General features: G+C 66.9%; 19 protein-coding genes. 8 read left to right on the top strand and 11 right to left on the bottom strand.

The genetic code is table 11. The annotated features are described in order from the left end of the window. Positions 1–82: 82 nt before the first annotated feature. The 5 genes from LQ953_RS00470 to LQ953_RS00445 all read right to left on the bottom strand — a co-directional run bounded on the left by LQ953_RS00470 (position 83) and on the right by LQ953_RS00445 (position 6,770). Entirely contained in the window at positions 83–1,162 is a 1,080-nt protein-coding gene (locus tag LQ953_RS00470; protein ID WP_231028497.1) for an AI-2E family transporter, read from the bottom strand. Positions 1,163–1,696: 534 nt separating this feature from the next. After that, the gene (locus LQ953_RS00465) at positions 1,697–2,185 is read right to left on the bottom strand and encodes a GAF domain-containing protein (RefSeq protein WP_231028496.1); all 489 of its coding nucleotides are present in this window, start codon (positions 2,183–2,185) and stop codon (positions 1,697–1,699) included. Between the two features lie 49 nt (positions 2,186–2,234). Then, positions 2,235–4,436, bottom strand: coding sequence for a CHASE domain-containing protein (locus LQ953_RS16140; protein WP_269141212.1), 2,202 nt, complete (start codon positions 4,434–4,436; stop codon positions 2,235–2,237). A gap of 58 nt (positions 4,437–4,494) precedes the next feature. Beyond that, positions 4,495–6,033 carry a 2-polyprenylphenol 6-hydroxylase gene (ubiB, locus tag LQ953_RS00450; RefSeq protein ID WP_231028495.1) on the bottom strand — a complete coding sequence of 513 codons (1,539 nt, stop codon included), beginning with the start codon at positions 6,031–6,033 and terminating at the stop codon, positions 4,495–4,497. Between the two features lie 5 nt (positions 6,034–6,038). Continuing rightward, entirely contained in the window at positions 6,039–6,770 is a 732-nt protein-coding gene (locus LQ953_RS00445) for a class I SAM-dependent methyltransferase (protein ID WP_231028494.1), read from the bottom strand. 46 nt (positions 6,771–6,816) lie between these two features. Between LQ953_RS00445 and mutM the strand changes: the two genes are divergently transcribed. The 3 genes from mutM (at position 6,817) to dnaA (ending at position 9,905) form a co-directional block, all read left to right on the top strand. Next, positions 6,817–7,626: a bifunctional DNA-formamidopyrimidine glycosylase/DNA-(apurinic or apyrimidinic site) lyase gene (gene mutM / locus LQ953_RS00440; protein WP_231028493.1), complete on the top strand. Its 810-nt coding sequence runs from the start codon at positions 6,817–6,819 to the stop codon at positions 7,624–7,626. Between the two features lie 214 nt (positions 7,627–7,840). Further along, positions 7,841–8,104: a 30S ribosomal protein S20 gene (gene rpsT / locus LQ953_RS00435; RefSeq protein ID WP_184086493.1), complete on the top strand. Its 264-nt coding sequence runs from the start codon at positions 7,841–7,843 to the stop codon at positions 8,102–8,104. A 424-nt stretch (positions 8,105–8,528) separates the two neighbouring features. Continuing rightward, positions 8,529–9,905: a chromosomal replication initiator protein DnaA gene (gene dnaA, locus LQ953_RS00430; protein ID WP_231028492.1), complete on the top strand. Its 1,377-nt coding sequence runs from the start codon at positions 8,529–8,531 to the stop codon at positions 9,903–9,905. Positions 9,906–10,039: 134 nt separating this feature from the next. Here the strand turns inward: dnaA and LQ953_RS00425 are convergent, their stop codons facing one another. From LQ953_RS00425 to secB, 4 genes are all read right to left on the bottom strand, one after another. Further along, entirely contained in the window at positions 10,040–11,011 is a 972-nt protein-coding gene (locus LQ953_RS00425) for a CAP domain-containing protein (RefSeq protein WP_231028491.1), read from the bottom strand. Between the two features lie 196 nt (positions 11,012–11,207). Further along, positions 11,208–12,212 carry a tryptophan--tRNA ligase gene (trpS, locus tag LQ953_RS00420; RefSeq protein WP_231028490.1) on the bottom strand — a complete coding sequence of 335 codons (1,005 nt, stop codon included), beginning with the start codon at positions 12,210–12,212 and terminating at the stop codon, positions 11,208–11,210. Positions 12,213–12,227: 15 nt separating this feature from the next. Continuing rightward, positions 12,228–13,796 carry a murein biosynthesis integral membrane protein MurJ gene (gene murJ, locus LQ953_RS00415; RefSeq protein ID WP_231028489.1) on the bottom strand — a complete coding sequence of 523 codons (1,569 nt, stop codon included), beginning with the start codon at positions 13,794–13,796 and terminating at the stop codon, positions 12,228–12,230. Between the two features lie 180 nt (positions 13,797–13,976). Next, complete coding sequence (secB, locus tag LQ953_RS00410; RefSeq protein ID WP_231028488.1) at positions 13,977–14,486, bottom strand: protein-export chaperone SecB; 510 nt, start codon at positions 14,484–14,486, stop codon at positions 13,977–13,979. A 184-nt stretch (positions 14,487–14,670) separates the two neighbouring features. Here secB and LQ953_RS00405 point away from each other — a divergent pair, with 184 nt between their 5' ends. The 3 genes from LQ953_RS00405 to LQ953_RS00395 all read left to right on the top strand — a co-directional run bounded on the left by LQ953_RS00405 (position 14,671) and on the right by LQ953_RS00395 (position 17,454). Then, positions 14,671–15,291 (top strand): Tim44/TimA family putative adaptor protein, encoded by a 621-nt coding sequence (locus LQ953_RS00405; RefSeq protein WP_269141233.1) that lies wholly within the window; start codon positions 14,671–14,673, stop codon positions 15,289–15,291. A 13-nt stretch (positions 15,292–15,304) separates the two neighbouring features. Continuing rightward, positions 15,305–16,597, top strand: coding sequence for a murein transglycosylase A (mltA, locus tag LQ953_RS00400; protein ID WP_231028486.1), 1,293 nt, complete (start codon positions 15,305–15,307; stop codon positions 16,595–16,597). A gap of 326 nt (positions 16,598–16,923) precedes the next feature. After that, entirely contained in the window at positions 16,924–17,454 is a 531-nt protein-coding gene (locus tag LQ953_RS00395) for a Smr/MutS family protein (protein WP_231028485.1), read from the top strand. Between the two features lie 216 nt (positions 17,455–17,670). Here the strand turns inward: LQ953_RS00395 and dapE are convergent, their stop codons facing one another. Beyond that, on the bottom strand, positions 17,671–18,816 hold the full coding sequence (gene dapE / locus LQ953_RS00390; protein WP_443026523.1) for a succinyl-diaminopimelate desuccinylase: 1,146 nt from the start codon (positions 18,814–18,816) through the stop codon (positions 17,671–17,673). On the opposite strand from dapE, the gene LQ953_RS00385 reads away from it, so the two are divergent. Next, positions 18,816–19,277, top strand: coding sequence for a cupin domain-containing protein (locus LQ953_RS00385; protein ID WP_231028484.1), 462 nt, complete (start codon positions 18,816–18,818; stop codon positions 19,275–19,277). The two genes, dapE and LQ953_RS00385, sit on opposite strands and share 1 nt — an antisense overlap. Before the next feature lie 6 nt (positions 19,278–19,283). On the opposite strand, the gene LQ953_RS00380 is transcribed toward LQ953_RS00385, so the two are convergent. Continuing rightward, positions 19,284–19,946: a glutathione S-transferase family protein gene (locus tag LQ953_RS00380; protein ID WP_231028483.1), complete on the bottom strand. Its 663-nt coding sequence runs from the start codon at positions 19,944–19,946 to the stop codon at positions 19,284–19,286. Positions 19,947–20,090: 144 nt separating this feature from the next. Here LQ953_RS00380 and LQ953_RS00375 point away from each other — a divergent pair, with 144 nt between their 5' ends. After that, on the top strand, positions 20,091–22,040 hold the full coding sequence (locus LQ953_RS00375) for an alpha/beta hydrolase family protein (RefSeq protein ID WP_231028482.1): 1,950 nt from the start codon (positions 20,091–20,093) through the stop codon (positions 22,038–22,040). Positions 22,041–22,055: the final 15 nt, after the last annotated feature.

Below are 22,055 nucleotides of genomic sequence, written 5' to 3'. Positions count from 1 at the left end.
AATGCCGTTTCGGGGGATGCCGAAGCTGGGCCCCGGCCTTCGCCGGGGAACTGGTTGGTGAAATTGGTGGAGGGAGCGCTGGTCAGGTGGAGATGGTCTCTGTGGTTGCGGCGGTGCGTTCCTCGGTCAGGATCTCCCAGGCGGCGATGAACAGGGCGGCGGCGACGGGGCCGACGACGATGCCGCTCAGGCCCAGCAGGTTGATGCCGCCCAGCGTGGTCACCAGCACCAGCCAGTCGGGGATGCCGGTGTCGCGGCCGACGAGCCGGGGGCGCAGGATGTTGTCGGCCAGGCCGATGACGACCACGCCCGAGACGATCACCAGCACGCCTTCCCAGATCGCGCCGGTGGCGAGCAGGTAGATGGCGACGGGTCCCCAGATGATCGCCGGGCCGACGGCGGGCAGCAGCGCGGCGAGGACCATCAGCATGCCCCAGAGCAGGGCGGCAGGAAGACCGACCACCCAGAAGGTGATGGCGCCGAGCGCGCCCTGGACGAGCGCGACGACGCCCGACCCCTTGATGGTGGCACGCACGACCGATTCGAACTTGGCGGCCAAGCGGCTGGCGATGTCGGCGCGCAGCGGCAGGGCGCGGACCACTGCCGGGCCGATCCGGTCACCGTCGCGCAGCAAGAAGTAGGTGACGTACAGCCCGACGCCGAACGTCAGCAGGAACGCAGCGGCGTTTGCGCCGATCGATACCGCGCGTCCGGCCAACGTGCTGGCGCTGGCGCTGAGTGCCTGGGAGATGCGGGTCTGGGCTCGCTCGAAGCTGCCAAAGCCGAAACCATCGACCATGTGCTGAAGCCGGTCGGGCAGCGCATCATGAACCTGCTGGAAATAGACTGCGAAGTTGATCTGGCCGGTGCGAATCTGGGTGTACACGCCGGCGGCCTGATCAACCACCAGGCTGGCGATGATCGCCGCCGGGATGACCACGGAGACAGTGATGATCAGCAGCGTCAGCGCCGCCGCCCGGTTGCGGTGATCGGGCGCGCGCTCGAGCAGGCGGTGAAAGATCGGCTGGAACAGCAAGGCAGCCAGCGCCGCCCAGAGCAGGGCGCCGAGGAAGCTCCACGTCACCAGCGTCAGGCCGATGGTGAGCAGCGCCAGTGTGAGAATGAAGCCGCCATTTTCCACGCGTTCGCGGCGAACGGTCATGATCAAAGTGCCCCCTTTACCTGGCAATGTGGGTCGTTGAACGCACGTAACGAGGAAAAGTGGCGGTTTGGAAGTGGGGTGAGGTTTCGGGGTGGGGTAGGTTCCCCGGTGGAGGTCGGGGCCCAGTTGCGGTGGTGCCGAGGGGGCGGGATGCCGTTTCTGGGGACGCCGAGGCTGGGCCCCGGCCTTCGCCGGGGAACTGGTGGGGGACAAGTATCACGGAACGTCCGTCATCCCGGCCTTGAGCCGGGATCCCGCTTCTTCTTCTGTGGGGCAAGGCAGCGGGACCCCGGCTCAAGGCCGGGGTGACGAAGGAGGGGGGCGGTTGTTACTCAGGTCAGAGGGGATGCTGCGCGCCGGATAGGCCTACCTAGTTCCCCGGCGGAGGCCGGGGCCCAGTTGCGGTGGTGCCGAGGGGGCGGGGTGCCGTTTCTGGGGACGCCGAGGCTGGGCCCCGGCCTTCGCCGGGGAACTGGTCGGGGGCAGAGGTTGCACCACATTGCCTTTACCCCGGCTCAAGGCCCGGACGAGGCGTTAGCCAGTGCGGCTGACGGCGCTGCGTTCCTGGGCGATGATCTGGGCGATGCGGGTTGCGAATTCCTGCATCATCAGCACGGCCGCGCTGCCGCGTAGTTCGCGGCGGTGGGGGTCGATGGCGCACAAGGTTCCGAAAAAGCTGCCGTCCGGGAGCATGATCGGCACCGAGACATAGCTTTTGAAGCCATAGAGCTTGGGCGTGTGGTGGGTGCGCCATTGCTCGTCTTCGCCGGCATCGTTGATGACCACCATGGTGGTCGTCTTGCGGATGTCGTCGCAGATGGTGGTCGCCACCTCCAGCTCGTCGCCGGGGCGCAGGCCGAATTCGATCTTGTCGAGCACCTGGCAGGCGATCCAGCGATCTTCGGTGACGCGCGCGACGGCGGCGAAGCCCATGCCGGTCAGCCGGCAAACCTCCTGGAGGATCTGTTCGACGGTCTGATCGTCCGCAAGCGCAAGCGCTTCCTGATGCACTGGATCGGTCATGCCGCGCTTTTTCGGGGGACAGGCGCGGATTGGCAAGGGGGTGTCGGCTTTAGTGGTGCAGCGCCTGGTGGATCGCCTGGGCCAGTTCGGCTTCGGTGAACGGCTTGCGCAGCAGGGCGATGTCGCCCGGCGCTTCGCCTTCGAACAGGTGTTCGGGGGCATAGCCGGTGGTGAACAGCACGCCGATTTCGGGCCAGCGGCGGCGGACCTCGGCGGCGAGCGTGGGACCGTCCATGTCGGGCATGACCACGTCGCTGAACAACAGCTTCACGCCGGGATGGCGCTCCAGCATGTCGAGCGCGTCGGCGCCGCCGGTGGCGTGGAGCGCGGTGTAGCCCAGGTCGCGCAACAGCTGCACCGTCATGATGCGGACCTGATCGTCGTCCTCCACCACCAGCAGGATGTCCTCGGGACGGCCGGTGGGGGTGTCGCCGCGGGCGGCGGCTTCGGCGAGCGCTTCGCTGCCGGCATAAGCGGGCAGGAAGATGCAGATGGTCGTGCCCTGGCCCTGCTGCGTGTCGATCGTCACGTCGCCGCCCGACTGGCGCGCATAGCCGAGCACCTGGCTGAGCCCCAGGCCGGTGCCGCGGCCAACGCCCTTGGTGGTGAAGAAGGGATCGAAGGCGCGTTCCAGGACCTCCGGGCTCATGCCCGAGCCGGTGTCGGCGACGCAGATGCGCACCCAGCCTTTTGGTGCGGGCGAAAGGGCGAGGTGGTCCGGCGGCGTCACGCATTGCGCGGTGCTGATGGTCAGCGTGCCGCCCTTTGGCATGGCGTCGCGGGCGTTGACTGCCAGGTTCACGATCGCGCTTTCGAGCTGAGCGGCGTCGGCATGGAGACGCAGCGGCTCGGGCGCGAGGTCGGTGCGCAGGTTGACGGTCTCGCCCAGCGTGCGGGCGAGGAGGTCGGTCATGTCCTGGACCAGGCGGTTGGGGTCGAGCACACGCGGCACCAGCGATTGCTGACGTGAAAAGGCGAGCAGGCGCTGCGTCAGCTCGGCAGCGCGCGAGGCGCCGCTGGAGGCCTGTTCGATCAGCCGCGCGACGGTCGCCTGATCGGCGATGCGGCGGCGGGCGAGATCCAGGCTACCGATGATGACGGCCAGCATGTTGTTGAAGTCATGCGCGATGCCGCCGGTCATGCGGCCGAGCGATTCGATCCGCTGCATGTGGCGCAGCTGGGTTTCGGCATGTTCGCGGGCGGCGGCTTCGTCGCGCAGCTGCTGGTTGGCGCGGGCGAGTTCGGCGGTGCGTTCGCGGACTTCGCGTTCGATGCGGCCGGCGGCGCGTGCCTGCTGCCAGGCGAGCGCGGCGACGAGCAAGGTGACGACCAGCCCGCCCAGGCCGGCATAGAGGGGCGAGAGGAAAAAGGAGCGGCTGGCGAAATCGGCGGTGGCCGTGACGGCGACGGTGATCACGCGCCCGGCCGGGTTGATCGTGCGGGTCGCCCGCAGGGTATCGGTCTCGGTGCTGGGCTGGCTCTGGTAGAGCAGGTTGGCGGTAGTGGGCGCGCCGTCATAGACTGCGATGCTCACGTCCTGGGTCGCGCCCTGGCGGAAGGTCGAGGAGAACAGGTCGCGGGCGCGCAGGGGGCTGTAGACCCAGCCATAGAAGCCGGAGCGCGTCAGGGGATCACGGTAAAGCGGGGTGTAGAGCAGGAAGCCGGACTGCTTCTCGCTGTTGATCTCCTGGACCAACTGAACCTTGCCGCTCATGGTGGTGTCGCCGCTGGCGCGCGCGCGGAGCATGGCGGCGTGGCGCGTGGGGTCCGACGTCATGTCGAAGCCGAGCGCAGCCTGGTTCCGGCGGTTGAGCGGCTCGAGATACAGGATCGCCGAGCCGATGGCGCGGCCATCGCTGGGCCAGAGGCGGAAGTCCGAACCCTGTTCGGCGCGGCCGCGCGCTTCGATGCGGGCGATGTCGGCGGGACCGGCGGCGGCCTCGCTATAGCCCAGGCCCAGGACGCCGGGATAATTCTGTCCCAGCCGCAGCCGCGTGACATAGGCGCGGAAGGCGGCGCGATCGATGCTGGAGCTGGCGTTGAAGAAGCCGGCAAGGCCGCGCAGCAGCGTGATCTGAGTCGCGGCCTTGGCCTCCACGTCCTGAAGCGTGGCGGCGACGACGCTTTCGAAGCGGGCGCGGGCGCGGGCGTCCTCGGTCCGGTCGATCTGGACCGCGAACAGCAAGGAGGCCAGCGCGCCGATCACCAGGATCAGCAGCGGCAGCCCGGCGCGGCGAAAGCGGTGCATCATGGCGATGGTACCATATATGCTCGACGCAGGCGGGCGGCGCCGGTTCCCCGGTGCTGTGTCAGGCGAGGGTGACCAGCAGGGTCCCGGCGATCCCCGCCGCAGCCGCCGCCGCTGCCACCACGCCATAGCGCCAGCCGCCGCCGACGCGGACGACTTCGATCTCGCGCAGGGGCAGCGCAGGGGGCGCGCCGCCGGGCGTGGGGTAGCGCAGCTCGATGTTGCGGATCAACTCGGGCAGGCGCGCAAAAGTGCGCAGATCGGTGATCAGCCGGTCGGCGATCGCGGCCTCGGGGCCGAGCTCGGTGCGGATCCATTCGCGCACGAACGGGGCGGAGGTTTCCCACAGGTTGATCTCGGGATCGAGGCTGCGCGCCACGCCCTCGACCATGACCATGGTCTTTTGCAGCAGCAGCAGGTGCGGCTGGGTCTGCATGTCGAAGTCGCGGGTGATGTTGAACAGCCCGTCGAGCATCGCGCCGACGCTCATGTCCTTAACCGGCAGCCCGCGCATCGGCTCGCCGACGGCGCGCAGGGCCGTGGCGAACTCGGCGACATTGTGGTGCGCCGGGACATAGCCCGCCTCAAAATGGATCTCGGCGACGCGCTTATAATTGCCGGTGATCAGGCCGTAGAGGATCTCGGCGAGCCACACCCGCGCGCGGCGGTCGATCCGGCCCATGATGCCGAAATCGATCGCGGCGATGCGGCCATCGGCAAGCGCGAACAGGTTTCCCTGATGCATGTCGGCGTGGAAGAAGCCTTCGGCGATCGCCTGGCGCAGGAAGGCGCGGATCAGCTTGCCGGCGAGCGCGGTGGTGTCGTGGCCGGCGGCGATCAGCGCGTCCCGGTTGCTGAGCTTGATGCCGTCGATCCATTCGAGCGTCAGCACCTTGCCGGTGGTGCGCTGCCAGTCGATCGCGGGGACGGTGAAGTCCGGCTCGGCGGTCATGCCCTCGGCAAGTTCGGACGCGGAGGCGGCTTCGCGGCGCAGATCGAGTTCGCGCGCGGTCCAGCGCTTGAAATGGGCGATGATCAGGCGCGGGCGCAGGCGCGCGGCCTCGCCGCCCATGCCCTCGACCTGGGCGGCGGCCCATTCATAGGTGTCGATCGCGCGGGTGAAGTCGGCTTCGACGCCGGGACGGAGCACCTTGACCGCGACCTGGCGCCCCTCGGGCGTGACGGCGCGGTGGACCTGGGCGATCGACGCGGCGCCGACGGGCACTTCGTCTATCTGCGCGAACAGCGTTTCGAGCGGGCGGCCGAAGCTCGACTCGATCCGCTCGCGAATGATCGGGAAGGGGAGCGGCGGGAGCGCGTCCTGAAGGCGGAGCAGATCGTGCGCGGCCTCGTCACCGACCAGATCCGGGCGGGTGGCGAGCGTCTGGCCGAGCTTGATCGCAGCGGGGCCGATCGCCTGGAAGGCGTCGGCATAGCGGGGCACCGCGGGCACGCGTGCACCCAGACGCGCAAGCCGGGCGATGCGGCGAACCGGACGCGGCGTGTTGGGATCGCGCTCGATCCCGCGCAGTGCGCCGTGACGCGCGAGGATGCGGCCCCATTTGAGGAGACGCCAGAGATGGACGGCGGGTGCGGTCACTATGTTCAGATCTTCCAGCCGCTGTGGATCGCCACAAGCCCGCCGAGCAGCGGCTCGACCTTGGTCTGGCTGAAGCCGGCGTCGCGGATCATCGCTTCGAACTCGGGCATCTTGGGGAAGCGGCGGATCGATTCGACCAGGTAGCGATAGCTGTCGGCATCGTTGGCGAGCAGCTTACCGAGCTTGGGCACCAGATGGTGCGAATAGGCGTCATAGACTTCGCCGAAGCCCGGCCACTGGGTGGTCGAGAATTCGAGAACATAGAAGCGTCCGCCGCGCTTGAGCACGCGGTGGGCTTCCCGCAACGCCTTGGGGATGTCGGTGACGTTCCGGATGCCGAAAGCGATCGTGTAGGCGTCGAAGAACTTGTCGGGCCATTGCAGCGTCTCGGCATTGGCCTCGCTCCACACCAGCCCGTCGATGCCGCGCTCTGCGGCGCGCGCAATGCCCACTTCGAGCATCTGCGGGTTGATGTCGGCGACGGTGATCGACGCGCCGGACTTGGCCATGCGGAAGGCGATGTCGCCAGTGCCGCCAGCCATGTCGAGGATCTGTTCCCCTGCACGCGGTTTCACCCGGCGGACGAACAGGTCCTTCCACACCCGGTGGAGACCGCCCGACATGGCGTCGTTCATCAGGTCATATTTGGAGGCGACATTGGAGAAGACCGCGCCGACGCGGCGAGTCTTTTCCTCAGGGGCGACGTCTTCGTAGCCGAAGGAGACGGTGTCGGACATGAGGGGTGCTCTAGCGGGCGAGCGGCTATGGGGCTAGGGGGTCGGCATGCCTGAATTGCCCGAAGTCGAGACCACGGTTCGGGGCCTGCGCCCGGTGCTGGAGGGACAAGTGCTCGAGCGCGTGACGCTGCGGCGCGGTGACCTGCGGCGTCCCTTTCCCGAAGGACTGGGGCAGCATCTGACCGGCGCGCGGGTCACCGGGCTGGGTCGGCGGGCCAAATATGGACTGATCGACACCGACCGGGGCGACACGCTGATTTTTCATCTGGGCATGTCGGGGCGGTGGCGAATCGATCCGGAGGAACTGGGCAAGCACGACCATTTCATCCTGGAGACGGCCAAGCACCGGCTGGCGCTCAACGATGCGCGGCGGTTCGGGTCGCTGGACCTGGTGCCGAGCGCGGGGCTGGACGCCTGGCCGGCCTTCGCGGCGCTGGGACCCGAGCCGCTGGGGCCGGATTTCACTGCCGCGCACCTGCTGGCGAAGTTCAAGGACCGAGTCGCGCCGGTAAAGGCGCTGCTGCTCGACCAGCGCGTGGTGGCGGGGCTGGGCAATATCTATGTGTGCGAGGCGCTGTTCCTTGCCGGCATTGCCCCGACACGCGCGGCGGGGACGATCACGCGAGCCCGGCTGGCCAAGCTGGTCGAGGCGGTGCGCGAGGTGCTGGAGGCGGCGATCGCGGCGGGCGGGTCGACGCTGCGGGACTATGCGCGCCCTAGCGGCGAGCTGGGGTATTTTGCCAAGCAGTGGCGGGTGTACGGGCGCGAGGGGGAGCCTTGTTCCTGTGGCGGGCTGGTGGAGCGGCGGGTGGATGGGGGGCGGTCGACGTTCTGGTGTCCGCGGTGCCAGAAGTGATCCGCACGTGAATGGCTGAACGGGCTTCGATTGATGGTTGGCGGCGCTGAACCCTCACCCCGGCCCTCTCCCGCCTGCGGGAGAGGGGGAGGGGGCGGGCGGAGCAGCAAGAGATTTGTTGACCCGAATCGCGTGGGGCGGTAAGGGGCTCGCCTTTCCGGGGCTGGACGCGACGTTCTGGCGCCCTTTCAATTCGAGCTAGGAACTAGACGGCATGGCGAATACGCCGCAGGCGAAGAAGCGTATCCGGCGGAACGACCGCCGTGCGGAAATCAACGGTGTGCGCGTGAGCCGCATCCGGACCTTCATCAAGAAGGTCGAGTCGGCCCTGGACACGGGCGACAAGGCAGCGGCCACCGCCGCGCTCGCCGCAGCGCAGCCGGAGCTGCAGCGCGGCGTCGCCAAGGGCGTGCTTCACAAGAACACCGCTTCGCGCAAGTTCGCACGGCTGACCAAGCGCCTGACCGCGCTCGCTTAATCGTCACATATCCGTAACGATGACCCCGTCGGACCTGGTCCGGCGGGGTTTTTCGCGTGCGCTTTCGGCGCGCTGGAGCGCCCATCTGAGCCAACTCAGGTAAGTCTCGGAAAACCAACGATTCGGGCATCGGTTTGCCTGCAATAGCTGGTTAAAGTGCTGACATTGTTGATGAAAATCGGCGCACCCACGCATTTCCGCGGCCTAGGCCGAGTCAACAAAACTATTTCAGATTCTTTGCGGGGGCGGCTCTTGCTCGACTCACGAACCCGTTCCTAAAACAGACTACCGGCAGCGTTCGTTAGCCGGGTGTGCGTGCTCGAGAGCCAGCCTGGGGGCAAAGTCCGGCTGGCAGGGGCAACATGGTTTTGATGGATTAGCGCGCGGAAAGCAGTGGCTTTTCGCGATGGAGAGGTGCGTCGGCGTGACTCAGGTGCAGACTTTGGACCGGACCGAAACGGACGCAGTGGCGAAGGCCTGGACGCATGTCCGGGGCAATCTGCGTCGTTCGGCGGGCCAGCGCCTGTTCGACCAGTGGCTCAAGCCCGTGGTGCTGGTCGACGGTTCGACGCAGAACGCGGTGCGTCTGGGCCTGCCGTCGTCGTTCATGACCCAGTGGGTGAAGAACCATTATTCCGAGCGGCTGCTGCTCGAATTCCGCGCGGTGCTGCCTGAAGTGACCAGCGTCACGCTGGAGACGCTGACCGACGAGCCGCAGCGCGTGCTGAGCGTGGCGCCGGAGGCGCCGACGATGGTGCCGCCGCCGGCATCGGCCGAGCGCCCGGCGTTCGACCCGCGCTTCAGCTTCGAGCGTTTCGTCGTGGACAGCACCAACCGAGTCGCCTTCAACGCCGCCAAGGCGATGGCGCTGCCGGGCGTGCCGCAGTTCAGCCCACTCTACCTCCATGCCGGCACTGGGCAGGGCAAGACGCACCTGATGCACGCGATCGGCCAGACCTTCCTGGATGCCAATCCGGGTGCGACGGCGATCTACGTGACCGGCGAGCGGTTCATGTTCGAGTTCGTTCAGGCGCTGCGCAGCCGCGACACGCACGCGTTCAAGACGCGGCTGCGTTCGGTCGACCTGCTGATGATCGACGATCTTCAGTTCATCGGCGGCAAGGACGCGACGCAGGAAGAGTTCTTCCACACGGTCAATGAGTTCATGTCGGCCGGCAAGCGGCTGGTGATCGCGGCCGACCGCGCGCCCCAGGCGCTGGAAGGCTTCGAACCGCGGCTCGCCGGGCGTCTGGGCTCGGGGCTGGTGGCGGACATTCGCCCGGCGGAGCTGGAGCTGCGCCGCGCGATCGTCGCACGCAAGCTGGAGGATATGCCCGCAGTCGACATGCCGGCCGAGGTCGTCGACCTGCTGGCGGCGCGGATCACTGCCAACGTTCGCGAACTGGAAGGCGCGCTGAACCGGCTGGTGGCCTATGCCAACCTGTCGAATGAGACGATCACGGTCGACTTCGCCGTGAACACGCTGGGCGAAGTGCTGCGTTCGGCGCAGCGCCGGGTGACGATCGACGAGATCCAGCGCGCGGTGTCGACGCATTTCGACCTGAAGCAGCTGGACCTGATTTCCGAGCGGCGCGCCGTGGCGATCGCCCGCCCGCGCCAGATCGCGATGTACCTGGCCAAGCGGCTGACCACGCGCTCGTTGCCCGAGATCGGGCGGAAGTTCGGCGGTCGCGATCACTCCACCGTGATCCATGCGGTGCGTCGCATCGAGGATTTGCGTGGCAAGGATGTCGAGATCGACGGCGCGGTGCGCTCGCTGATGCGGACGCTGGAGGGGTAAAGGGCCTCTACCTGCTTCTTCGTCACCTTGGCCTTGAGCCGGGGTCCCGCTGTCTTCACTGGCAGAAGAAGAAGCGAGATCCCGGCTCAAGGACGGGATGACGGATTGGGTAAACCTAACTGGGTGTTTGCCGCCTAAGGCGTCAGCCGAAAATAATAGCTGTAATTCCGAGGCGTGCCCGCCACGCTGACATTCCCGATCGTCACGTCATAGGTGACGTTCGGCGCCAATCCTGCGACATTCCACTGGAGGTTGTTGGGCAGGCCGTAGCCGTCATTGTCATAAGCGATGTTGGACACCGCCAGCGTGCCGCCGTCGCGCTGCTGCACCGACACGGTCGCATTGGCATAGCTGACCTGGGCATTGCTGCCGAAGTTGCGGTTCTTGTCGGCGATCACCTCGAACGACAGCAGCGCGCCGTTTGCGTAATAGCGCGCGGGATAGTCCTGATACGGGTAGGCGACGAAATCGGGCAGGGGCCCGGCGGTGTTCTGCGTGCTGTTGATCACCTTGATCGACGCGCCATCAGCCCGGGCGTTGGTGACATAGGGACCGGCGACTCGGCCATAGGCGACGCTCGACAGGAACGGGTAGAGCAGCCAGCGGCGATGGCCGATATTGTTGGCGATCAGGTTGTCGACGTCGGTCAGCCAGCCGATCATGATATCGGCATCCTGCGAATAGCGCAGGCCGCCGCCATAGCCGAGATAGATGTTGCTGTTGCCAGCGGCAGTGGCGCCCAGGTTGGTATAGCAGAGCCAGCTGGCGGGCGGCGTGTGGCTGAGCTGGCCATTGGCGGCCATCATCAGCGAGGACTGCATCTCGGCGGCTTCCTCGGCGCTGGCATAGCTGACCGGCGGCAGGCCGTGGCGGGCGCGGATGTCGTTCAGCGTGGCGAGCACGCGAGCGCCGACTTCGGGCTTGAGCTGGCCCGGTTGGCAGGCGGCGATGTTGGGCTGGACGGTGTAGAGCTGCGCGACCGAGGTGAGGAAGTCGGACCCGGTCGCGGGCTCGTTGCTGGTGGGGGGCGGAGTCGGGGTGGGCGTCGGAACCGTGATCGGGCCGCCGATCGGTCCCGGAGTGGGAGTCGGCGTCGGTGTGACCACCGAGCCGCCTCCGTCGGAGCCTCCCCCTCCGCTGCAGGCTGGGACGAGGGCGAGGAGGAGCAGGGGGGCAAGGTTCCGCATGGCGGCATATTCAGCCGCCGCCATCCGATTGAAATTCCGGGAAAATACGGCCGGATGCTTACAGGGCGAGATAGTGGAGCTCGGCATCGTGCCACGTCACGCCGAGCTTCGTCGATCAGATTTGCAGACCGACCGCTTCCTTGGCAGCCTTGAGCGTCGGAGCGGCGAGTGCATTCGCGCGATCGGCACCCTTGGCGAGCTGGGCGCCCACTTCGGCGCGGTCGTCGAGCAATGCCGTCAACCGCTGGCGAATCGGGGAGAGCACGGAGACCGCCAGGTCGGCAAGCGCGGGCTTGAAGGCGCCGAAGCCCAGGCCGGCGAACTCCTCCACCACCGATTGCGGCGTGCGGTCGGACAGGGCGGCATAGATGGTGACGAGGTTCTTGGCCTCGGCGCGCTCGGCCAGTGCATCGAAGCTATCGGGCAGCGGCTCGGCGTCGGTGCGCGCCTTGCGGAATTTCTGGGCGATGGTGTCGTCATCGTCGATCAGGTTGATGCGGCTCATGTCCGAGGGATCGGACTTGGACATCTTGGCCGTGCCATCGCGCAGGGACATGATGCGCGGCGCGGCCTTGGAGATCAGCGGCTCGGGCAGCGGGAACAGCTCGACGCCGAAGTCGGTGTTGAACTTGGCGGCGACGTCGCGGGTGAGCTCGAGATGCTGCTTCTGGTCCTCGCCCACCGGCACGTGCGTCGCCTGGTAAACGAGGATGTCGGCAGCCTGGAGCACGGGGTAGGTGAACAGGCCGACGCTGGCGCTGTCGCGGTTCTTGCCGGCCTTGTCCTTCCATTGGGTCATGCGGTTGAGCCAGCCCATGCGGGCGGTGCCCTGAAGGATCCAGCACAGTTCCGAATGCGCAGGCACGCGGGCCTGGTTGAACAGCACCGAGCGGTCATCGATGCCGGCGGCGAGCAAGGTTGCGGCCATCTCGATGGTCGCGTTGGCGAGATCCTGCGGGCTGATATTGCCGGTCAGCGCATGCAGATCGGCGAGGAAGAACAGGCAGTCGCCGCCGTCCTTCTCGGCCGCGTCCTGCATCGCCACCCACTGCTTGATCGCCCCGAGATAGTTGCCGAGGTGAAGATTGCCAGTGGTCTGGATGCCGGAAATGACGCGCATCATGGGTCCTTGAGATTACGAGGTACGGCGGCGCCGCATTAGCGCCTTGAGGTCCGATAGGCGGAAGGCGCCGGTTAAGAAACAGGCAGCGCCATAGATCGCGCAGCCGGCGCCAACGAGGATGATCAGCGCGATGTAGCGCTGGACCATGGGACCGGTCAGCCAAGGGTCGAGCAGACGGTTGGAGGCGAACAGGGCCAGGCCCATCAGCATCGCGGCGATCGCGAGGCGGGGGAGGCGGCGCTTCAGCTGCGCATCGACCACGAAATGCCCGCGCTTGGCCAGCATGCGATACAGCAGCAACACGTTCACCGTGGAAGACAGCGCAGTGGCGAGCGGCGGGCCGACATGGCCGATCAAGGGGATCAGCGCGAGGTTGGCGGCGATGTTGACCGCGACCGATATGGTTGCGAAGCGCACCGGGGTGCGCGTGTCCTGCCGGGCGTAGAAGCCGGGGGTGAGCACCTTCACCAGCACATAGGAGGGCAGGCCGATCGAGAAGCCGGCGAGCGCGAGCGCGCAGGCATAGGTGTCGGCGGCGGTGAAGTGGCCGTATTGGAACAGCCCGCGCACGATCGGCTGCGCCGAGACGATCAGCGCGACCATGGCGGGGAGCGTCAGGAACAGCGCCAGTTCCATGCCGCGATTCTGCGTCTCCATCGCCTGCGCGTCCTCGCCCTTACCGAGCAGGCGCGAAATGGTGGGGAGCAGAATGGTGCCAAGGCCAATGCCGATCATGCCGAGCGGCAGCTGGTTCAGCCGGTCGGCATAATAGATGTACGAGATCGAGCCTTCGCCGAGCAGATAGCCCGACAGCGCAGTGGAGATCACGAGGTTCAACTGCACCGCACCGGCGCCGAGCGCGGCGGGCAGGATTAGCTTGAGCAGGCGCTTTACCTCAGGGTCTAGGCGGGGGCGGCGGGGGCGCAGCGACACGCCCGAGGCGCGGCAGGCAACCGCCAGCCAGACCAGCTGGAGCACGCCGCCGAGCGGCACGGCGATCGCCTGGGCGCGCGCGGTCTCCTCGGGCGTGCCGTGGAAGACGAACAGCGCGGTGACCATGGCGATGTTGAGCAGGATCGGCGCGGCGGCGTTGACCCAGAACTTGTCGAGCGAATTGAGAATGCCGCCCAGCAAAGAGGCCAGGCAGATCAGCATCAGGTACGGAATGGTGATCCGGCTGAGCTGCACGGCATAGGCGAACTGGTCGAGCGTTGGATTCTGCTTGGCAAAGCCACCCGAAAGCAACGCCGTCATCGGCCAAGCGGCGAGCAGCAGCACGCCTGTCATCACCGCCAGAAACGTGAACAGCACCGCCAGCGTGCGCTCGGCAAAGTCGAAGGCGGGACCGCGCTCGCCATGTTCGCCCAGCTTGCGGTTGAACATCGGGATGAACGCCGACGCGAACGCCCCCTCGGCGAAGAAGGCGCGGAACATGTTGGGCAGGCGGAAGGCGACGAGAAACGCGTCGGAGGCGAAGTTCGCGCCGACATAGCGCGCCTGAAGCGAATCACGGACCAGCGCGAGGACGCGGCTGGCGAGGGTCAGTCCGCCGATCGAGCCGAGCGTGCGCGCGAGCTTCATGCGCAAGATCCTGCCCGAACGGGTTCGGGGAAGAGGGCCAGTCGCAGGTTGGGGGAGGGTCGGACGCCGTCCGCCGGCTTTGCCGGCAGCCCCTCCACCACCGCTTCGCGGCGGTCCCCCTCCCCGAGCGTAGCTCGGGGAGGATCTGAGAAGGTCACCGTCTTACCCTCCGCTTAGGCGTCAGGCGTTGCCGGCCTGCGGGGTCGAAGCCAGCGCGTCCTGCTGGGCGCGCTGCTGAAGGTAGATGCCGCCGAAATCGATCGGCTCGAGCATCAGCGGCGGGAAGCCGCCGTCGCGCACGGCATCGGCCAGCACGCGGCGGGCGAAGGGGAAGAGGAGGCGCGGCGCTTCGCCGAGCAGGAAGGCGTCGAGCTGGTCGGCCGGGATGTTGCGGAGCGCGAACAGGCCGGCATAGGAAAGGTCGACCACGAACGCGACCTGGGTCTCAGCCTGGGCGCGCACGTCGATCTTGAGCACGACTTCGTACACGTCGTCGCCGACCTGGCCCGAACCGATGTTGAACTGCACGTCGATCGCCGGCGCGGTCTGCGACTGGTAGACGCCCGGTGCGTTCGGGTTCTCGAACGAGAAATCCTTCACATACTGCGACAGCACGTGCGCGGCAGGCGCATTGTCGGCGCCGTTGGTCTGGGTCTCGCCGAACTCGGCGCCGGTCTCGTTCTCGGCCATCGAAGATTCCTCTTTTTCCGGATAGTTTCACGCGTTCTACGCGTTGGAAGTGCGAGCGCGCCTAGCAGGGGCGTTGCGGCAGTTCAATCACGACGCCAGCGGCTATTTGAAACCCGCGGCGTCCGGCCCTATGTACAGGGCTTGAAGGCTCGGAGGCTCAGTGTTCTACGTCATTCTGTTTGCGATGATCGCCGGCTTCCTGGCCCTGCGGCTTTATTCGGTGCTGGGCAAGCGCACCGGGCATGAGCAGCCGCTGCCTAAGCCGGCGGAGGAGCGCATCGCGCCAGCGCCGATGCAGCGCACCATCGACATGAAGCCGGAGGTTCGCGAAGTCGCCAACCGCGCCGTCGATGCGCGCGCCGAGGCCGGGCTGCGCAGCGTGATCGCGGCCGATCCGACGTTCGACGTTGCCCAGTTCCTGGACGGTGCCAAGTCGGCCTATCGCATGGTGCTGGAAGCTTTCTGGAAGGGCGACGAGGAAACGCTGGCCTGGCTGGCCGAGGATGATGTGCGTGCAGGCTTTGCCGAGGCGATCGCCGCGCGTACGCAAGCCGGCCATGTGCTCGACAACCGTCTGGTCGCGGTGGAGCGCGCGTCGATCGTCGACGCGACGGTCGAGGGTAAGCTGGCACGGATCACCGTGCGCTTCGACGCCGATATCGCGGCAGTGACGCGCGACACCGACGGCAATGTGGTTGCCGGTTCGATGACCGACGCCGTCGAAACGCACGATGTGTGGACCTTTGCGCGCAAGCTGCGCAGTGACGATCCCAATTGGAAGCTGGTCGAAACCGACGAAGCCTAAAAGGGGTAGAAGAATGCGGGTTCTGGGGGCGACCGCGCTTGCGGTGTTGTTGAGCGCGTGCTCCGGCGGCCTGGTGCCGCCCGAAGCCGGAACCCGGCCTGTGTCGTCGCCGCCTCCCCGCGAGCGACCGGTGCGCGGAGGGGAATTTCCCGAAACACCGGTGCACCTCCCCGCGCGTCAGCCAATCGGCGCGACGCCGCTGCCGGCCATGCCGGCGCGTCCCGTTTCGGGCGCGGCCACCGCGGCTGCTGCCGGACTGGTCGCCGGCCCGCCGGTCGAGAGCCTGCCGATCACGCAGGAAAGCGCCGAGCGCGCGCTTGCCGCCTTCCGCCTGAGCTGCGGGTCGCTCCAGCGGCGCACCGACGGCAGCGGCCTGACGCGCGGCACCGATTGGGCGCCGGCATGCCAGGCAGTGCAGAACTGGCCTTCGCGCGACGCGCGCGACTTCTTCATTCGCCATTTCGAAGCCGTGCAGGTCGGCGACGGCGCCGCCTATGCCACCGGCTATTACGAGCCTGAGATCCGCGGGTCGCGTGAGCGCCGGCCGGGCTATGAGGTGCCGATCTATGGCGTGCCGCGCGACCTGATCGAAGCCGATCTCGGCCTGTTCAGCGACAGCCTGAAGGGCAGGCGGGTGCGCGGGCGTGTCGATGGGCAGAAATTCGTACCCTATTACGATCGTACCCAGATCGAGCAGGGCGCCCTTGAGCGTAGCGCCGAGGTGATCGCCTGGGCCGCGGATCCGGTCGAGATCTTCTTCCTGCAGGTGCAGGGTTCCGGGCGGCTGCGGCTGCCCGATGGCGGGGTGATGCGGATCGGCTATGCCGGGCAGAACGGGCGCGATTACACTGGCATCGGCAAGCTGATGAAGGACCGCGGGCTGCTCGGCCCCGGCCAGACCTCGATGCAGGGAATCATGGCGTATCTGCGCGCAAACCCCGAAGAGGGCCGCGCGATCATGCGCGAGAACAAGAGCTTCGTGTTCTTCCAGGAACTGACCGGGGCAGGGCCGCTCGGCGCGCTTGGCCTGCCGGTGACAGGATGGACCAGCGTGGCGGCGGACCCTAAGTTCGTGCCGCTGGGCGCGCCGGCCTTCCTGTCGATGGATCGCACCGATGCCACGGGATTGTGGGTAGCGCAGGACACCGGCGGCGCGATCAAGGGCGCTAACCGCTTCGACACCTTCTGGGGCGCGGGCGACGACGCGCGCGCCATCGCCGGCGGCATGTCGGCGCGCGGCACGGCGTGGCTGCTGCTGCCGCGCGGCGTGCTGGGGCGGTTGCAGGGAAGCGCAACGGGGCAGTGAGCCGACGACGGCTTTCGCCGGAAGAGGCGGCGTTGTGGGAGCGGGTGATCGCTTCGGTGGCGCCGATGAATGCAGGCAGGCCCAAGCCAAGAACTCCCCTCCCTGAAAGGGAGGGGTTGGGGGTGGGTGCGAGCCGTAAGGCGAGCAGCTCGGCTTCCACGAGCAAACCGGCTGCTAGGGGTGCACCCCAGCGCGGAAAGTCTTCTGGGCGCGCAGACGCGCGCACCCACCCAGCATCAGGTGAACAGCGCCCCGCGCTGTTCAGGCCATCCTGGGGGGATGGCCGACCTGATGCTCCCCTCCCTGCCAGCAGGGAGGGGGGTGATGTGGAGCTTTGGGCGCAGGTGGCGGCTTCGGTGAAGCCGTTGCGACCGACTGCTGCCCGCGTGGAGCCCGCCAAGCCAATTGCTCTGATGGTAAAGCCGGCTGTCGCGCTGAGGGCTCCGTCCGCACCACCGCCAGCGCCGCTTCTGCCGTCGGCAAAGCAGCCTCGCCCCAACACCCTAGACGCGTCCTGGGACCGCAGGCTCTCGCGCGGGCTGGTGGCGCCCGAATCCTCGATAGACCTCCACGGCCACAGCCTCGCCTCCGCCTATGACCGCCTCGACCGCGGCCTGGATCACGCAATCCGCCGCGGCGACCGCGTGCTGTTGCTCGTCACCGGCAAGCCGCCGCGGCCCGAGTCCGAGCGCCCCCACGCCCGCGGGGCCATTCGCGCAGCGGTGGGCGACTGGCTGGCTTCCTCGCGTCACGCCGACCGCATCGCAGCAGTGCGCGGCGCGCATCCGCGGCATGGCGGGGCAGGGGCCCTCTACATCGTCCTGCGCCGGCCAAGGGGTGTGGAAGCCGCGCCCTGACCAGTTCCCCGGCGAAGGCCGGGGCCCAGCCGCAACGAAGCTGCGATGGTAGTCTGCATTCGTCAAACCATCGCAACTGGGCCCCGGCCTTCGTTGGGGAACTGCTTCTCGCGTGCCGCTCTTCTTCTTCGTCACCCCGGCCTTGAGCCGGGGTCCCGCTTTTTCGACCGCAAGAAGAAGCGGGATCCCGGTTCAAGGCCGGGATGACGGCTGCCTCTACCTCGAAACCCGCTCCAACACCCCTGCATAAACATCGGCAAGTGCGTGCAAATCCGCCACCGCCACCGCCTCATCCAGCTTGTGCATTGTCGCGTTGAGCAGCCCGAACTCCACCACCGGGCACAGCTTCACCAGGAAGCGTGCGTCGGAGGTGCCGCCGCTGGTGGAGAGTTCGGGGCGGATGCCGAGGCGTGCTTCGATCGCGTCTGCGACCAGCGTGGAGAGCGCACCGGGGTGGGTGAGAAAGGCGTCGCCGAACACCCGGCCTTCAACGATCGCCTCCGGGGCATGTCCATGGACCGCCGCCCGCACCCGCTCGATCAGCTCGGGCCCCTGCTGGAGGTCGTTGAAGCGGATGCTTACGCGCGCGCTCGCCTTGCCCGGAATGACGTTGCTTGCGGTATTGCCGGTATGCACGTCGATGATCTCGAGATTGGATGCCTGGAACCAGTCGTTGCCGGCATCGAGTGCGATGGCATCGACGGCGGCGAGCGCGCGCAGGAAGCGGGGGATCGGGTTGTCGGCCAGATGTGGGTAGGCGACATGCCCCTGCCGCCCGGGAACGTCGATGGAGATTACCACCGAGCCGCGCCGGCCGATCTTGATCGTGTCGCCGAGGCGCTGCGCAGAGGTGGGCTCTCCCACCAGGCACAGGTCCGGCTTCACGCCGCGTTCCGCCATGCGCTCCATCAAACGCGGGGTTCCGTACGTCGCTGGACCTTCTTCGTCGCCGGTGATGAGGAGACTGGTGGTAGCTTCCGGCACGCGCGCGGCGGCGGCGGCGAAGGCGGCGATCGCACCCTTCATGTCTACCGCGCCGCGGCCGTAAAGCAGGTCGCCGCGGATCTCCGGTGTGAACGCGCCGGCGGTCCAGCCCTCGCCGGGCGGGACCACGTCCAGATGGCCGGCAAATGCTAGATGGGGGCCGATCCCCCCTCTAGTTGCGAGCAGGTTCTCGACCGGCCCATCGGGTGCTTCACCCTCTACGAAACGCTCTACTTGGAAGCCTAGCGGCACCAGTGCGGCCTCCAGCACGTCGAACACGGCGCCGCGTGCGGGGGTGATGCTCTCGGCAGCGATCAGTGCTTTGGTGAGTTCGACGACGTCGTGCAAGCTAGGCTCCATCTTCAAGGGAGGTGGCATTGCCCAAGCTCGATCTCGATACAATCCCGCAAACCAATGCGACCGGTTATCCCGCGCCGTTCGACGCGCCGGTGCAGGGGCGCTGGTACCGCCGCCTGGCGCCCCCGAGTGGGCTGACCGAAATGGGCGCGAGCCATGTGGTGCTGAAACCCGGTGCCTGGTCGTCGCAGCGGCACTGGCACCAGGATGAAGACGAGCTGGTGGTGATGCTCGCGGGCGAGGCGGTGCTGGTCGAGGAGGACGGCGAGACGGTGCTGCGCGCTGGTGACCTCGCGGCGTTCCCCAAGGGGGAGAAGAACGGCCATCACCTCCAGAACCGAAGCGACGTGGACTGCGTGTTCGTGGCCATCAGCGCAGGCGTACGCGGGTCGGGCGATTACCCCGACATCGACATGCGCTTCACGCCAGAGGGCTACTTCCACAAGGACGGCACGCCCTATACGACACAGCGGCTGCGCTGAACTCCCTCAGGCGGTGGGCAGTTCGTACTGCTCGATCACCCAATCCTCGGCCTGCGCGCCGGCGATCCAGTCCTGCATGAAGGGATGCTGGAGCACCGAAAGCATGTAGGCCTGGGCGAAGCGGGGGGCGGGCAGCGAGTAGGTCACCAGACGGGTGACCACGGGGGCGAACATGATGTCGGCCGCGCCGAATTCGCCGAACAGGAACTCGCCATCGCCGCCGAAGCGGGCGCGCGCCTGGGCCCATAGCTCCATGATCCGGGCAAGGTCCTGGATCACGTCGCCGTCCGGCGTCTGGGCCGGGTAGACCTGGCGGATGTTCATGCTGTGCTTGCGGCGAAGCGCGGTGAAGCTGGAGTGCATCTCTGCCGCCATCGAACGCGCCATGGCGCGCGCGGCGAGTTCCTCCGGCCAGAACAGCGTGTTGCCGGTCTTGTCGTTGAGATACTCCACGATAGCGAGGCTGTCCCAAACGACCGCGTCTTCGTCCCACAGGATCGGCACTTTGCCCGAGGACGGCGCGAACTCGGCGCCCTCTCGCGTCTTGTCCCAATTCTCATCGTAGAGCGGCACCACGACTTCCTCGAAGGAAAGCCCCGACTGCTTGCACGCGAGCCAGCCGCGCAGCGACCAGGAGGAATAGGCCTTGTTGCCGATGATGAGCTTCATGGGAGCGGGGATAGCGGCGAGGATGTGACGCGGCAACAGCGACTCTGATCCGTCGGCAGCAGCAAGGGCTGAGCAAAACGAACTTGCGATGGGCCGGAAAAGGCATGACCATGTCTTCGGGCAAGTTACTTGGGGGGGGAATTGATGTTGCGTTGGAGTATGGGCCTGCTCCTGGCAGGTTCGTTGGGGACGGTGGCATCGATGTTGCCGGCGCAGGAGCAGCAGCCACAGTCTAAAGCTCCGCAGAAACGAAGCGGGCCGTACAGCACCGCAGCCTTTGCCGAGGTGCCCGCGTTCGAAGGCCCCGACCTGTCGCCCAACGGTAAATTGATCGCTGCCAAAGTGGCGGTGGGAGGGACGCAGTATTTCAGCATTCTGCCGCTAAACGGAGGCGAACCGCGCTATGTCGCCTTAGGCGAAACGGATTTGAATTGGTGGCGCTGGGTAAATGACGACTGGCTGGTAATCGGCATCGGCCAATTGCAGCCGGTCGAAGGCCAGGATTGGTATGTAAGCCGCGCACTCGGCCTCAATGCGACGACGGGTAAGATCGTCCGGCTGGCGAGCCGTGAGGCGGCGCAGGACGCGGATGACGTGATTTGGGTAGCGAGCGACGGTAGCCCAAGGATCCTGATGGGATCGCAAACTTCGATCTACACGAACGAGGCAGGCTTCTGGCCGCAGGTTGACGAGATCGACGTTTCCACTGGTCGCCGCAGGATGGTGGTGTCCGGCCGTGAAGGAGTGATGTCGTGGTTTGCCGATGGCAGCGGCACGGTTCGCATGGGTATCGGCATGTCACTGGACGGGCGCAATCGCCGGCTGCTGTATCGCGACGACGCGAAGGCAAGCTTCAAAACGGTCGATCGCGCGCGCACGCATCAGGATACGCTGAGCGTGCCGGCCATGTTCCTGAAGGAGCGTGGCAAGGCGGTGATGATCGCCGACGACGCCGAAGGCTACTCCGCGCTGTATGAGATGGACCTTGCCACACTGGAACGGGGCAAGCAGCTCTTCGCCACCAAAGGCTATGACATTGGCGGGCTGGTCAGCGACGCCGATGGCTTTGATTATCTCGGCGTGCGGGTGAATGAGAACAAGCCCGGCGTTCACTGGCTCAACCCGGATTTGGAAGCGTTGCGCAAGAACATCGCGGCAAAGATCAAAGGCGGCGAGCCGAGGATCATTTCGCTTAGCCGCGACCGCTCAGTGGCAATCATCCAGGTTGGCGGCGCCGACGCACCCGGGGGTTATTTCCTTTACCGCGCTGCCGATGATTCGATGCAGTTCCTGCGCGTCAACAACAGCGTCATCGAAATGGGCCGGCTGCACCCGGTGCGCACGATCCGCTACAAGGCGCGCGACGGGCTGGAGGTCGCTGCGGTGCTCACCCTGCCGCGCGGCAAGAACCGGAACCTGCCGTTGATCGTGATGCCGCATGGCGGGCCCTTTGCCCGCGATACCGAAGAATGGGACTGGTGGACGCAGTTCCTCGCGGACCGAGGTTATGCGGTGATCCAGCCCAATTATCGTGGATCGTCAGGCTACGGCACGCCGTTTACGGAAAAGGGACAGGGGCAGTGGGGCCTCGCGATGCAGGACGACCTGAACGACGCGGTCTCCGCACTCGCGACGCAGGACGTTGCCGACCCTAAGCGAGTCTGCATGGTGGGCGCCTCCTATGGCGGCTATGCGGCGATGCGCGCGGCGCAGCGCGACGGCACGCTGTACCGCTGCGCCGTGTCCTATGCCGGCGTCTCGGACCTCAATCGCATGCTGACTCACAACAGCGGCTTTCTCGGCTCCGGCGCGCGGCAAGACTGGCTGAAGATGCAGGCCCCAGATCTCAAGAGCGTCTCACCCGTGAACTATGCCGGGCAGTTCTCCATCCCGATGCTGCTGGTCCATGGCAAGAAGGACCGCGTCGTACCGATCGCGCAATCGCGTTCGCTGGCGCAACGGCTGAAAAGCGCAGGCAAGGACATGATCTATATCGAACAGCCGCTGGCCGATCACCACTTCACGCGCAGCGAAGACCGGCTGGAGTTCCTGAACGCACTCGAGGCGTTCCTGGCCAAGCACAACCCGGCCTGAGGCATGATCGGCTGC

This window comes from Sphingomonas sp. IC-56, from assembly GCF_021043375.1.
Classification (GTDB): Bacteria; Pseudomonadota; Alphaproteobacteria; order Sphingomonadales; family Sphingomonadaceae; genus Sphingomonas.
This window is presented reverse-complemented; position numbering and strand designations above follow the sequence as displayed.